At 67.6% G+C, this 12925-nt stretch carries 12 protein-coding genes; 9 read left to right on the forward strand and 3 right to left on the reverse strand.

Translation table 11 applies throughout. The features are described 5' to 3' along the window. The first annotated feature begins 1 nt into the window (after nt 1). From rlmN to SVA_RS07760, 8 genes are all read left to right on the forward strand, one after another. Nucleotides 2–1105, forward strand: a complete 1104-nt coding sequence (rlmN, locus tag SVA_RS07725; protein ID WP_231971861.1) for a dual-specificity RNA methyltransferase RlmN — start codon at nt 2–4, stop codon at nt 1103–1105. Beyond that, nucleotides 1102–1866 (forward strand): type IV pilus biogenesis/stability protein PilW, encoded by a 765-nt coding sequence (gene pilW / locus SVA_RS07730; RefSeq protein ID WP_096460687.1) that lies wholly within the window; start codon nt 1102–1104, stop codon nt 1864–1866. The genes rlmN and pilW overlap by 4 nt, the downstream gene beginning before the upstream one ends. Continuing rightward, nucleotides 1863–2738, forward strand: a complete 876-nt coding sequence (locus tag SVA_RS07735) for a RodZ domain-containing protein (RefSeq protein ID WP_096460688.1) — start codon at nt 1863–1865, stop codon at nt 2736–2738. The genes pilW and SVA_RS07735 overlap by 4 nt, the downstream gene beginning before the upstream one ends. 26 nt (nt 2739–2764) lie before the next feature. After that, the gene (hisS, locus tag SVA_RS07740) at nt 2765–4042 is read left to right on the forward strand and encodes a histidine--tRNA ligase (protein WP_096460689.1); all 1278 of its coding nucleotides are present in this window, start codon (nt 2765–2767) and stop codon (nt 4040–4042) included. Then, nucleotides 4039–4677, forward strand: coding sequence for a YfgM family protein (locus SVA_RS07745; RefSeq protein ID WP_096460690.1), 639 nt, complete (start codon nt 4039–4041; stop codon nt 4675–4677). The genes hisS and SVA_RS07745 overlap by 4 nt, the downstream gene beginning before the upstream one ends. After that, a complete protein-coding gene (gene bamB / locus SVA_RS07750) occupies nt 4674–5807 on the forward strand; it encodes an outer membrane protein assembly factor BamB (RefSeq protein WP_096460691.1) in 1134 nt (377 codons plus the stop codon). Before SVA_RS07745 ends, bamB begins: the two co-directional genes overlap by 4 nt. Before the next feature lie 21 nt (nt 5808–5828). Next, nucleotides 5829–7199, forward strand: a complete 1371-nt coding sequence (gene der, locus SVA_RS07755; RefSeq protein WP_096460692.1) for a ribosome biogenesis GTPase Der — start codon at nt 5829–5831, stop codon at nt 7197–7199. A 131-nt stretch (nt 7200–7330) separates the two neighbouring features. After that, nucleotides 7331–8515, forward strand: coding sequence for a serine/threonine protein kinase (locus SVA_RS07760; protein ID WP_169924019.1), 1185 nt, complete (start codon nt 7331–7333; stop codon nt 8513–8515). Nucleotides 8516–8713: 198 nt separating this feature from the next. Here the strand turns inward: SVA_RS07760 and SVA_RS07765 are convergent, their stop codons facing one another. The 3 genes from SVA_RS07765 to SVA_RS07775 form a co-directional block, all read right to left on the reverse strand. Beyond that, the gene (locus SVA_RS07765) at nt 8714–9562 is read right to left on the reverse strand and encodes a peptidoglycan DD-metalloendopeptidase family protein (RefSeq protein WP_096460694.1); all 849 of its coding nucleotides are present in this window, start codon (nt 9560–9562) and stop codon (nt 8714–8716) included. Then, nucleotides 9559–10923: an exodeoxyribonuclease VII large subunit gene (gene xseA / locus SVA_RS07770; RefSeq protein ID WP_096460695.1), complete on the reverse strand. Its 1365-nt coding sequence runs from the start codon at nt 10921–10923 to the stop codon at nt 9559–9561. The genes SVA_RS07765 and xseA overlap by 4 nt, the downstream gene beginning before the upstream one ends. An 85-nt stretch (nt 10924–11008) precedes the next feature. Further along, complete coding sequence (locus SVA_RS07775) at nt 11009–11326, reverse strand: hypothetical protein (RefSeq protein ID WP_096460696.1); 318 nt, start codon at nt 11324–11326, stop codon at nt 11009–11011. A 122-nt stretch (nt 11327–11448) separates the two neighbouring features. On the opposite strand from SVA_RS07775, the gene guaB reads away from it, so the two are divergent. Continuing rightward, complete coding sequence (gene guaB, locus SVA_RS07780) at nt 11449–12906, forward strand: IMP dehydrogenase (protein WP_096460697.1); 1458 nt, start codon at nt 11449–11451, stop codon at nt 12904–12906. The last annotated feature ends 19 nt before the right edge of the window (nt 12907–12925 follow it).

A 12925-nucleotide genomic window follows, 5' to 3' on the forward strand; every position in this document is an offset into this window, starting at 1 on the left:
CGTGTCCGCCGATCCGATCAACCTCCTCGACCTCGACCGGCAGGGCCTGCAGGACTTCCTCGTGGGGCTCGGCGAGAAGCCGTTTCGCGGTCAGCAGGTGATGCAGTGGATCCACCAGTACGGGATCGACGATTTCGCACGGATGACGAATCTCGCCAAGCCGCTGCGCACGCGCCTTGCGAACGCGGCCCGCGTTGGCGGGCCGTCCGTCAAACAGGACCAGCAGGCCGCCGACGGCACGCGCAAGTGGCTTTTCGAGCTCGCCGACGGTAACGCCGTCGAGACCGTCTATATCCCCGAGGAGGATCGCGGCACTCTCTGCGTCTCCTCGCAGGCCGGGTGCGGGCTCAACTGCACTTTCTGTTCGACCGCGCACCAGGGCTTCAACCGCAACCTGAGCGCCGCCGAGATCGTGGGTCAGATCTGGCTCGCGAGCCGGCTGCTGGGCAGCAGCCCCAACGGCGAACGGCGGATCACGAACGTGGTCTTCATGGGCATGGGCGAGCCGCTGCTCAACTTCGAGGCGGTTACCGGCGCCATACGGGTCATGCTCGACGATCTCGCCTACGGGCTGTCCCGTCGCCGCGTCACGGTGAGCACCGCCGGGCTCGTGCCGATGATCGACCGGCTCCGGGAGGAATGTCCGGTCAGCCTCGCGGTCTCGCTGCACGCGCCGGACGACGAGCTTCGCACGGCGCTCATGCCGGTCAATCGCAAGTACCCGATCGTCCAGCTCCTCGATGCCTGCCGCCGTTACGTCGAAGGCGACCCGCGGCGCCGCATCACCTTCGAGTACATCATGCTGGACGGCGTCAACGACACGCCCGATCACGCGCGCCGGCTCGTGCGTTTGCTGCGCGACGTCCCTTCGAAGGTCAACCTGATTCCCTTCAATCCGTTTCCACAGGGCCGCTATCGACGCTCGTCGCCCGAGGCGATCGACGCCTTCCGTCAGGTGCTTTACCACGCGGGTCTCACGACCATCACCCGTCGCACGCGCGGAGACGACATTGATGCGGCGTGCGGGCAGCTCGCCGGCCGGTTTCACGACCGGACGGGGCGGCGCGAACGTCTCGCCCGGGCGGCGGGCTCGCCCGACGCATGATGCGTTTCCTGGCGCTGCTCGTGGCCGGCCTCGTCCTGGCCGGTTGTGCCTCCACCGCCGAGCGTCAGGCCGACGAAGCGAAGCGCCGCCAGATCATCGACACGAATATCCAGCTCGCTACCGGTTATCTGCAGAACGGGCAGGTCGAGTACGCGAAGGAAAGACTGGATCGCGCGCTGCAGATCGACGCCTACCATTCACAGGCCAACAACATGATGGCGCTGCTGCAGTGGCGTCTGAAGGACTACGAGGCGGCCGACCGCCATTTCCGCCGCGCGCTCGATGTCGATACGGATAACCCCGAGGCGCAGAACAATTACGGCGTGTTTCTGTGCGAGCGCGGCCGCATCGACCAGGCGGAAACCTGGTTCAAACGCGCAATCGAAAACCCGTACTATCGGACCCCGGCGATCGCGAACCAGAACGCCGGTTTGTGCCTGAACAAACGCGGCGACCGTTCGGCAGCCGAGTCCTACTTCAGGGAGGCGCTCAAGATCGACCCGCGGCTCCCGCCGTCGCTGTATCAGATGGCGCTCATCAGCTTCGAGTCCAAACGGGCGCTCGCGGCGCGCGGATTCATACAGCGCTATTTTGAAGTGGGGGAGGACAACCCGGAGACGCTGCTGCTTGCCGTCCGTATCGAGCGCGCGCTCAAGAACAAGGACGCGGAGGCGAGCTACGCGGTCAGGTTACGCGGGAAGTACCCGGGTTCGCCCGAGGCGGAGCAGCTCAATCGAATGGCGGCAGGAGGCAAGCGGTGAGCACGACAGAGCGGGAGACGATTGCGTCGGCAGACCGTTCCGGCCCGGGCGCCAGGCTGCGGGAGGCGCGCACGGAGCGACAGCTTTCGGTAGAGCGTGTTGCCGCGGCCCTGCACCTGTCCCCCCGCCAGATCCTCGCGCTGGAGGAGGACGATTACGACAGTCTCCCCGGCCCCACGTATGTGCGCGGCTACCTGCGGAGCTACGCGCACTATGTCGGCCTTCCGGTCGACCCGGTCCTGGCCGCGTTCAACCGGTTGCCGGCGGCAACACGGCGCGTCGAGCTGACCGCGCCCGCCCCGGCGCAGCAGCTGACCAGCAGCCACGCCCTCGTCAAGCTCGGCACGGTGCTCATTGCCGGCGTGGTGCTGGGGCTCGCCGCAATCTGGTGGGCGGGCGAGGACGCCCCACCGCCGACCGCGGGGCCTTACGCCGATCTGAGCGGAGCCGAACCCTCACCGCAGGCCGAGGCCCAGCTCGAGGTGACCGAGCCCGCGACGCCGCCAGGCGTATCGGAGCCCGCAAGCGCTTCCGAAAGCGACAAGGCCAGGCGCGTCGAGCCGACGGCATCTCCGGCACCGGTCGAGGAAGACGAGACACCGGCCGCCCTTGCGCCCGATGCACCCCGTTCCCGGCTGGTCCTGTACGTGCACCAGGACTCGTGGGCCGACGTGCGTGACGCCCGGCAGCAGCGGCTCGTTTACGACACCATCGAGGCCGGACGCGTCATTACGCTCGAGGGGGTCGCGCCGCTGCAGGTGTTCCTGGGTAACGTGGACGGCGTGCGGGTGGAATTCGAGGGAAAGCCGTACGACGCCACGCGGCACAAGCGCGGTCAGGTCGCGCGCTTTACCCTCGGCAAGGCGCCCTGACTGACGTCCTTCCGCAGGCGGTACCGATGAACAAGGCGATACAGGCCGTGCGCGGCATGAACGACCTGTTGCCCGACGCCGTCGCGCGCTGGCAGCATGCGGAAGCGACCGCCCGGGCGGTCTTCGATGCCTACGGTTATCGCGAGATTCGCCTCCCGGTCGTCGAGCGTACGGAGCTTTTTGCGCGCTCCATCGGCGAGCACACGGATATCGTCGAGAAGGAGATGTACACGTTCGAGGACCGTAACGGCGATCGACTCACGTTGCGTCCTGAAGGTACCGCCGGCTGTGTTCGTGCGGGGATCGAGAGTGGCCTGCTCCATAACCAGGTTCAACGCCTCTGGTACGCGGGACCGATGTTCCGTCACGAGCGGCCGCAGAAGGGCCGTTATCGCCAGTTCCATCAGATCGGCGCGGAGGTTTTCGGTCTACACGGCCCGGATATCGACGCCGAGCTCATCCTGCTCAACGCACGCCTTTGGCGCGCGCTCGGGCTCACGGATCTGGAGCTCGAAGTCAACTCGCTGGGCGCGCCGGCGGCACGCGCCGCATACCGCGAGAAGCTGGTAGGCTACCTTCGCGCCCGCGTCGACGAGCTCGACGAGGACAGCCGCCGACGGCTCGACAGCAATCCATTGCGCGTCCTGGACAGCAAGAACCCGGCCATGCAGGACGTCATCGCCGGCGCACCGAACCTGCTCGAGCACCTCGACGCCCCCTCGCGCGATCACTTCGAGGGATTACGGGCGCTCCTCGACGCGGCCGGCGTCCGCTATCGCGTCAACCCTCGACTGGTGCGCGGACTCGATTACTACACGCGCACGGTGTACGAGTGGACGACCGACCGCCTCGGGGCGCAGGCGACGGTGTGCGCCGGGGGACGTTATGATGGGCTCGTGGAGCTGCTGGGCGGCAAGACGACCCCGGCAATCGGCTTCGCACTCGGGATGGAGCGACTGGTCGAGCTGCTCGCGCAAGCTCCGGCGGAGGAGGCCGACCGGACGGAAGTCTATGTCGCCGCCGCCGCGGCCGAGGCGGCGCACGACGCCTTGCGACTGGCCGAGGGCCTGCGCGATCGCGGCGTCCGCGTCGAGTGGCACTGTGGCGGCGGAAGCCTCAAGAGTCAGCTGAAGCGGGCCGACCGCAGCGGCGCGCGCTACGCGGTGCTGCTCGGAACCGGCGAAGCGGCCGTGGTGAAGGACCTGCGTGGTCGGGAAGGCCAGGTCGAGCGGGCGCGCGCAGAGTTAGAGGATTATCTGATGACGCACCTGCGGGCTGCGTCGGGCGAGGAGAGAACCGGGTGAGCGCGTATACCGAACAAGAAGAGCTCGAGAAGATCAAGGCCTGGTGGAAGACCTACGGCGGGGCGCTGATCCTGGGCGTCCTGCTGGGCATCGGCCTGCTCTTCGGCAACAAGTACTGGACCCAATACAAGGAGGAACGGCTTGCGCGCGCCTCGGACGTGTACGCCGAAATGTTGTCGCAGGTGCGTTCGCAGCAGCGGGAGCAGGCGCGCCTGAGTGCCGAGAACCTCGTGAAGGAGTACGGTGCAACGCCCTACGCGGGTATGGCCGGGCTCATGCTCGCCAGGCTCAGCTACGAGGCGGGCGATATCGCGGGCGCGAAGGAACGACTCCAGTGGACGCTCGACCACGCGAGCGATCCGGCCACCGTGCACGCCGCGCGCCTGCGTCTGGCGCGGTTGCTGCTGTCCGAAGAGCGATACGATGAGGCGATGGCACTCGCGACCGCGGGATCACAGGCAGGGTTCGAAAGCGAGTACCTCGAGTTGCAGGGCGATATTCTCGCCGCTGCGAAGAAGCAAGCCGAAGCCCGCGCCGCCTACGCGCAGGCGCTCGAGCTCCTGCCCCAGGATGCGCCCTACCGGCGGGTGCTTCAGATGAAGCTGGACGATGCCCAGGGGGGAGCGGCGGAATGAACCGGGCCGTCGCGATGCTGTTGGCTCTGGCCATGTTGTCCGCGTGCGCCTCGCGAAGCGTGCGGGAACCTCCGGCCCCGCTGCCCGAACTGAAGCCGGAGCTGCGTGTGAGCGAACTCTGGACGGTCGACGTCGGAGCAAGCGCCGGAACTGCCCTGCGTATCACGCCGGCGCTGGAGGACGGCGCCGTCTACATGGCGGCCGCCGAGGGACGCGTCAGCGCGCATGCAGCGGATTCCGGCAAGGAGCTCTGGGAGGTCGATCTCGAGGCACGGATCAGCGGGGCAACGGGGGTCGGTGAGGGCCTCGTGCTGGTGGGGAGCCGGCAGGGCGAAGTGATTGCGCTGCAGCGCGAGAACGGCAACCGTGCATGGAGCGCCCGGGTATCGAGCGAGGTACTCGCCGCGCCCGCGGCTGCGGCGGGAATCGTGGTTGTCCAGACCGTCGACGGGAAGGTGTTCGGATTGGCGGCGGCCGACGGCAAGCGCGCATGGGTCTACGAGCGCACCGAGCCTGCCCTTACCCTGCGCGGCACCGCGACGCCGGCGATCGTGAACGACGTCGTTCTCACCGGATTCGCCAGCGGGCGCATCGCCGCGCTACGGCTTCAGGACGGCAAACTTCTCTGGGAAGTGCCTGTGACGCAACCTCGCGGTCGCAACGAGATCGAGCGACTCGTCGACGTCGATGCCTCGCCGCTCGTTCTCGGCGAAACGATCTACGCGGCGAGCTACCAGGGCAAGCTCGTCGCGCTCAACCCGCGAGGCGGCGCCGTCGCCTGGTCCCGCGATGTCTCGACGTATCGCGCGCTCGCGACCGACGGTCGCAACATCTACGTCACGGACGATCGCGGCCACGTGCTCGCGTTCGACGCCCGCAGCGGGGCGAGCGTGTGGAAACAGGATCAGCTGCGAGGACGTGAGCCGAGCGCGCCGGTGGTACAGGGCGACTATCTCCTGGTCGGGGACTTCGAGGGTTACGTGCATTGGCTGGCACGCGAGGACGGGCGCCTGCTCGCGCGTCATCGGGTGGACGGCGCCGTGCGCGCGCCCGCCGTGGCGACCGGCGATACGATCTTCGTAGCCGGCCTCTCGGGAACTCTCAGCGCGTTGCGTCTCCTGTCGAACTGACCCGGCCAGCCGGTCCGGACCATGAAACCGGTCGTCGTCATCGTGGGCCGGCCGAACGTCGGCAAGTCGACGCTGTTCAATCGCCTGACCCGCAGCCGGGCCGCCATCGTGGCGGACGAGCCGGGCGTGACGCGCGACCGTCAGTACGGCGACGGAGTAATCGGCGATCGCCCCTACCATGTCGTGGATACCGGGGGCATCGCGCAGGCGTTGAGCGAGCGCAAAGGCGGCGATGCGTTGCGGGAGCTCATGACCGCGCAGGTGCGCGAAGCGCTTGCGGAAGCCGATGCCATTCTCTTTCTCGTCGATGTTCGCGAAGGACTGAACGCGCTCGATCGGGAGATCGCGGGCGATCTCCGCCGGCTGGGCAAGCCCGTAACCCTCGCGGTAAACAAGGCGGAGGGAATGGATCGCGCGAACGCCGCCGCGGAGTTCCACGCGCTGGGGCTCGGGGACCCCTGGCCCGTGTCCTCGGCGCACGGCGAGGGCATATCGGATCTCATGGCGCACGTTCTGGCGCCGTTACCGCGCGCCCCGGAGGACGAGGCGGCGCCGGCGGACATGCCCCGAATCGCGGTTGTCGGCCGCCCGAACGCGGGAAAATCGACACTGGTCAACGCGCTGCTGGGCGAGCAGCGCGTGATCGTTTCGGACCAGCCCGGCACCACCCGGGACAGTATCCACCTACCTCTCGAGCGGCGCGGCCGCGCCTACGTGCTGATCGACACCGCCGGCGTGCGCCGGCGGTCCCGGGTCGACGAGGCGGTCGAGAAGTTTTCGGCGATCAAGACGCTGCAAGCCGTCGACGAGGCGAACGTCGCGATCCTCGTGCTCGACGCCGTGGCCGGCATCAGCGAGCAGGACGCTTCGCTCGGCGGTTACGTCCTGGAGCGGGGCCGGGGGATCGTCATCGCCGTGAACAAGTGGGACGCGGTGCCGGCAGGCGACCGAGACTGGGCGAAGCGTGAACTCGAACGCAAGCTCGGTTTCCTCGCGTTTGCCCGCGCCCACTACATCTCGGCGCTGAAGGGGCAGGGGATCGGCGGGCTGTTCACCTCGGTCGATCAGGCGTTCGTCTCGGCCAACCGGGAACTGCCCACCTCCCGGCTCAACCGGATTCTCGCGTCGGCGGTCGCGGCGACGCCGCCGCCGATGGTCCGCGGGCGGCGGATACGGCTCAAGTTCGCGCACCAGGGGGGACGCAATCCCCCCGTGGTAGTAATCCACGGCAATCAGGTCGCATCTCTGCCCGATGCGTACCGTCGGTATCTCGCCAACGTCTTTCGTGAGGCTTTCGATCTGGTCGGTACGCCGGTGCGCATCGAGTGCCGGGAGGGCGAGAATCCGTACGAGGGCAGGCGCCCGGAGAGGCGACGCCGTCGCGGGCGCTGAAAAGCATCAAGATGGCTCTATAAGATATTGATATCGAAAAATAAAGCGCGTCCACGCCATAGGCTATAGTTAAGTGGGTCGACACAACAACAACGGATCGAGGCAGTACGGATGTCCGAGAGGTCCGAGGGGTGAGCGCCTATCATAAGGACGGCCTGAAGCCGGGTTCGACGCTCGCCGAATACACCGTCGAAGCAGTGCTGGGTCACGGCGGTTTCGGAATCACCTACCTCGCCCGGGACACCGCCCTCGGCGCGCACGTCGCCATCAAGGAGTACCTGCCGCAGGACGTTGCTGCGCGCGATCCGCGCACCGGCGCCGTCATTCCTCAACTTTCACGCGAAGCGATAAGGGACTACCGCTGGGGTCTCAAGAACTTCCTGAAGGAGGCGCGCGCGCTCGCCCGCTTCAAACACCCGAACATCGTGCGAGTGCTGAGGTTTCTGGAGGCCAACGGGACGGCCTACACGGTCATGGAATACGAGGAAGGACACACGCTCGCTCAGCACCTGAAGCAGTCGAACCAGCGCATCGACGAGTCGTCCCTGCTCCGCATCGTCATGCCGATCCTGAACGGGCTGCAGGCGGTGCACGAGGCCCGCTTGCTGCATCTCGACATCAAACCCGAGAACATCTACCTGCGCAAGGACGGCAGCCCCATGCTGATCGATTTCGGATCGGCTCGACACGCGATGAGCGGCGCCGGTCACGCGAGCCGGACGGCCCTCACGCACGGATACGCGCCCGTGGAGCAGTATCCCGACAAGGGCGAGCTGGGACCGTGGTCCGACGTCTACGCCATCGGCGCGACGATGTACCGCTGCGTGACCGGCAAGCACCCCGACAGCGCGCTCGATCGCTACCGCGCGCTCCTCGATTACAAGATCGACCCGCTTCGGCCGGTCGCCAAGGGGGCGAAGGCGGAATACACGCCTCTGCTGCTCGAGTGCGTGCAGTGGGCCATGCAGGTCCATGCGAGGGACCGGCCGCAGACGGCCAGGCAGCTGCAGGACCGGCTTCTCGGCCGCGGGCGCGCTGCATCCGCTCCCGTTTTCGGTGCCACGACGAAGGATGCGCCCGCCCGGCACCCGGGTGAATCGAATGGCGACCGGGAGACGCCACGGCCGGGAGGCATTTCCGTCGTCGCCATGGTGCTGCTCTCCGTGGCGGTGCTCGTCGGCGCTGCCCTGTGGTCGGTTCGCGGCGAGCTGCCCGCGGTCTGGCGTGCCCTGGGCGATCTGCTGACGGCGCCGACCGAGACGAAAGCGCCTCCGCCGGCGCCACCAAAAGTGCGATCGCCACCCAAGAAGACCTGACGACGTAAGGCCGCTGGCCAAACCGCCGGCGAACCGCGGTCGAGCCTGGCCGGTTCCGGATGACGGAGACGGTCTCCGTTCCGGCGAGCTTCAGGGCACCCTTCGAGGACGCTCCGGCAGGACGCGATCCTGTGTTTGGGCCAATCGCTGAGGAATCGTCGGGTGGACCCCGGCGGGACGCGCCGCCGGGAACCGTTCTCACATTTTCTGGCGCGCGAACTGCCTGATCGCCTCGTCACTGACGAAGAGCAGCGGGTCGACACGGGTGTTGTTGAGGCTGACCGACCAGTGGAGGTGCGGCCCGGTCACGCGCCCGCTCTTGCCGACCTCGCCGATGCGCTGCCCGCGCTTCACCGGGGTGCCCGGGGCAACGAGCACGCGATGCAGGTGGTTGTACATGCTGACCAGCCCCTGGCCGTGGTCGATGAAGACGGTCCGGCCGTTGAAGAAGTAGTCGCCCACTTCGACCACGACTCCCGGGGCAGGCGCGACGACGGGCGTCCCGACCGAGGCCGCGATGTCTATTCCGCTGTGCGGCTGGCGCGGCTGATTGTTGAAAAAGCGCTGAAGGCCGAAGTTGCCGCTGATGCGGCCCTTGGCCGGCAGATCGAACCGTACCGGCGGCGCCGCGACATCGGTCCACCGCTCGAAAACCCCGCGTATCACGAAATGATCTTGCTCGATGCGCGCCAGATCCTCGGCGGGCGGCTCCACCATCCGCTGATTGCTCAGCGTGATGTGCTGTACCCGATACTCCTTGGGATTGACTGCGAAGGTGACTTCGCGCACATCGTCGTCCTCGACGACGCGCAGGCGGTGTTCGCCGGGCTCGAGCGTCAGCGGCACCCCGACGACCGCGTGCCAAGCCCCTTCGTGAGCGAGCACCATCACGCGAGCCTCGGCGAGAAAGACCCGCGGAGGCGGCTGTTCAGTGGGCGCCAGACGAACCGTGACGAGGCCGCCCGGAACGGGTTCCGTGCGAGGAAGCTCGGCGAGGGCCGGAGCGCCGCCGAGCGCGAGCGCGACACCGAGCAGCAGGCGCTTCATGACGGCCGCCGCTTTTCGACCACGCACTCGAGAACGCCGCGGGCGAGGCGCGCTTCGACTCGCTCGCCCGGCTCGATCGACTGCGCGTCGCGCAGAATGGCGCCGCCTTTTGCGTCGCGCACGATCGCGTAGCCCCGATCGAGCGTGGCGAGCGGGCTGTAGGCGTTCAACGCCTGTCCGAGCTGGGCGAGCTGTTCGCGACGCCGTTCCAGCTCACGGAGCGTGGCGTGTCGGAGCCGCTCGTACAAGTGACGGCAGTCGAGGCTCCGCGCGCGTACGGCCGAAAGCGGCGAGCAGCGCTCCAGCCGCGTATTCAACTCGTGGAGCCGGTTGCGCCGGTGGTGCAGGATGCGGCTTTGCGCGAAGGCAAGCCGTTGACGAAGCGTTGCCAGGCGATGCGAAAGCGTGTCGATGCGCGCGCGAGGGTGGACCAGGCGCGCCGCCAGCCAGTCCAGCCGCTGCCCGCGGTTGCGCAGGGCCTCCGTGGCCAGGCGCGCGAGGCGGATCTCGAGGCCCCGGAAACGTTCGAGCCATTCGCCCCGGTGGGGGCTGACGAGCTCCGCGGCGGCGGTCGGCGTCGGCGCGCGCACATCGGCGGCCAGATCGGCGATGGTCAGATCCGTCTCGTGACCGACGCCCGAGACGATGGGCACCGGGCAGGCGACGATCGCCCGGGCGACGATCTCCTCATTGAAGGCCCAGAGATCTTCGAGAGAGCCTCCGCCGCGCGCAAGGATCAGCACGTCGCAATCGCGGCGCTCGCCGGCGAGTCGGATCGCGGCGGCGACTCTCTCGGCCGCGGCGGCGCCCTGTACGGGGATCGGGTACAGGAGCACGGGAATCGCCGGAAAGCGACGCCGGAGCGTCGTGACGACGTCGTGCAGCACGGCGCCGGTCGGCGAGGTGATGACGCCGATTCGTCTCGGAAGCGGCGGTAACGGGCGTTTGCGCGAAAGGTCGAACAAGCCCTCCTGGGACAGGCGCATCTTCAGCGCCTCGAACGCGCGCCGCAGCGCGCCTTCTCCGGCCTCCTCGAGGTGCTCGATGATGAGCTGGAACTCGCCGCGTCCCTCGTAGAGACTGACACGCGCTCGCACGAGCACGTGCATCCCCTCGCGCGGCGTGACGGGGATCAGGCGCAGCTGGGTGCGGAAGAGGGCGCAGCGGACCTGGGCCTGCGCGTCCTTGAGGCAGAAGTAGGCATGCCCGGACGTGGGCCGGGCCAGATTCGATATCTCGCCCTCGAGCCACACGGCGGGGAAGCTGCCTTCGAGAAGCAGCTTCGCCTCGCGGTTGAGCCGCGACACCGTGTAGATGTCGCGAAAGGTGCTGGAGCGCGGGACGGCCGGACGCGGTTCCATCACGACAAAATAATCCGGTTTCCGCAAACAAGAAAGCCGGGCGGGGCCCGGCTTTCAGGGTGGTACGACGAACGGCGCGATGGCGTCAGCGGAGCGTGAAGTCGGCCTTCGCATTCGCCTGGGACTTGGCCTGCTTCTGCGCATCCTGCGCCTCGGCGAGCGCCTTCTTGGCGAGCTTCATCGCCTTGTCCATGTCGCCCGCCGCCTTGGCCTTCTTTGCCTCGTCCAGGAACTTCTCCGTATTGGTCCAGAGGAAGCCGGTCTTGGCGGCCAGCTTGATCTCCTGCTCGGCCTTGGCGACGAGATCATCGAAATCCTTCTGGCCACCGGCCTGCTGCTGGCCCGCGCATCCGGCGAGCGCGAAAGTGCCGGCCAGTACCGTAACGATCAGCGTTTTCTTCATCGATTCTCCTCCTGCGGCGTGTTTTGTAGTGGTTTCCGCCGGAGCCTAAAACAGGGTACCGGGGGCGTCAACCCCTCAGCGCCCCCCGTTTACGGCCCTGCGCATGCAAAATATAATGCGCCATGCGGATCATCCACGAAGCGCTTACGTTCGATGACGTCCTGCTGGTGCCCGCCCACTCCACGGTTCTGCCGCGGGACGTCGACCTCAAAACCTGCCTCACCCGAGCCATCCGTCTGAACGTCCCGCTGCTGTCCGCCGCCATGGATACGGTGACGGAGGCGCGCGCGGCGATCTGCCTCGCCCAGGAGGGCGGGCTCGGCATCGTGCACAAGAACCTGCGGCCGGAGCGCCAGGCGGACGAGGTGCGCCGGGTCAAGAAGTACGAGAGCGGGATCATCACCAATCCCATCACCGTCACGCCGGAGACGACCGTGCGCGAGGTGCTCGACCTGACGCGCACGCAGCGCATCTCGGGCGTCCCGGTCACCGACAAGGGCGGGCTGGTCGGCATCGTCACTTCCCGCGACCTGCGCTTCGAGACGCGCTACGACGAGCCGGTCAGCCGCATCATGACCCCCAAGGAGAAGCTCGTCACGGTAAAGGAAGGCGCGCCGCGCGACGAGATCCAGCGGCTGCTGCACGAGCACCGGATCGAGAAGATACTGGTCGTTGACGACCGGTTCGGGCTCAAGGGCCTCATCACGGTGAAGGACATTCAGAAGTCGACCGAGTACCCGAACTCGGTCAAGGACGCGAAGGGACGCCTGCGCGCGGGCGCCGCGGTCGGCGTCGGTGCCGGCACGGAGGAACGCGTCGAGCGGCTCGTCGAAGCCGAAGTGGACGTCATCGTGGTCGACACCGCACACGGGCATTCTCAGGGCGTGATCGATCGCGTCCGCTGGATCAAGAAACACTATCCCGACATGCAGGTGATCGGGGGCAATATCGCCACGGCGGAGGCGGCGCGCGACCTGCAGAAGGCCGGTGCGGACGCCGTGAAGGTCGGCATCGGGCCGGGCTCGATCTGCACGACCCGTATCGTCGCCGGCGTCGGCGTCCCGCAACTCACGGCCATCTCGGAAGTGGCCAAGGCGCTCGCGGGCAGCGAGGTCTGCCTCATCGCCGACGGCGGCATCCGCTTCTCGGGCGACATCGCCAAGGCGATTGCCGCCGGCGCGCACGCCGTCATGGTCGGCAGCCTGCTTGCCGGCACGGACGAGGCGCCCGGCGAAGTCGAGATCTACCAGGGACGCTCGTACAAGACGTACCGCGGCATGGGTTCGCTCGGCGCAATGGGCGAGGGATCGAGCGACCGCTACTTCCAGGAAGGCGCCAAGCGCGACAAGCTGGTGCCCGAGGGGGTGGAAGGCCGCGTGCCGTACAAGGGGCCGATGGTCAACGTGATTCATCAGCTGATGGGCGGGTTGCGTTCGGCGATGGGCTATACGGGCTCTCCCGACATCGAGACGCTGCGCAGCCGTGCTCGCTTCGTGCGCATCACCAACGCGGGTGTGCGCGAGTCGCACGTCCACGACGTGATGGTGACCAAGGAAGCGCCCAACTACCAGCGCGAATAACATCTGGAGCCGCAGGCGG

The sequence above is a fragment of the Sulfurifustis variabilis genome (genome assembly GCF_002355415.1).
In the GTDB taxonomy this organism is placed as follows: Bacteria; Pseudomonadota; Gammaproteobacteria; order Acidiferrobacterales; family Sulfurifustaceae; genus Sulfurifustis; species Sulfurifustis variabilis.

Bases quoted from the DNA above. Each gene is read 5' to 3' on its own strand.
- der (WP_096460692.1), top strand. From the start codon at position 5,829: ATGAAACCGGTCGTCGTCATCGTGGGCCGGCCGAACGTCGGCAAGTCG.
- hisS (WP_096460689.1), top strand. From the start codon at position 2,765: ATGAACAAGGCGATACAGGCCGTGCGCGGCATGAACGACCTGTTGCCC.
- SVA_RS07775 (WP_096460696.1), bottom strand. From the start codon at position 11,326: ATGAAGAAAACGCTGATCGTTACGGTACTGGCCGGCACTTTCGCGCTC.
- bamB (WP_096460691.1), top strand. From the start codon at position 4,674: ATGAACCGGGCCGTCGCGATGCTGTTGGCTCTGGCCATGTTGTCCGCG.
- pilW (WP_096460687.1), top strand. From the start codon at position 1,102: ATGATGCGTTTCCTGGCGCTGCTCGTGGCCGGCCTCGTCCTGGCCGGT.
- xseA (WP_096460695.1), bottom strand. From the start codon at position 10,923: ATGGAACCGCGTCCGGCCGTCCCGCGCTCCAGCACCTTTCGCGACATC.
- guaB (WP_096460697.1), top strand. From the start codon at position 11,449: ATGCGGATCATCCACGAAGCGCTTACGTTCGATGACGTCCTGCTGGTG.
- SVA_RS07765 (WP_096460694.1), bottom strand. From the start codon at position 9,562: ATGAAGCGCCTGCTGCTCGGTGTCGCGCTCGCGCTCGGCGGCGCTCCG.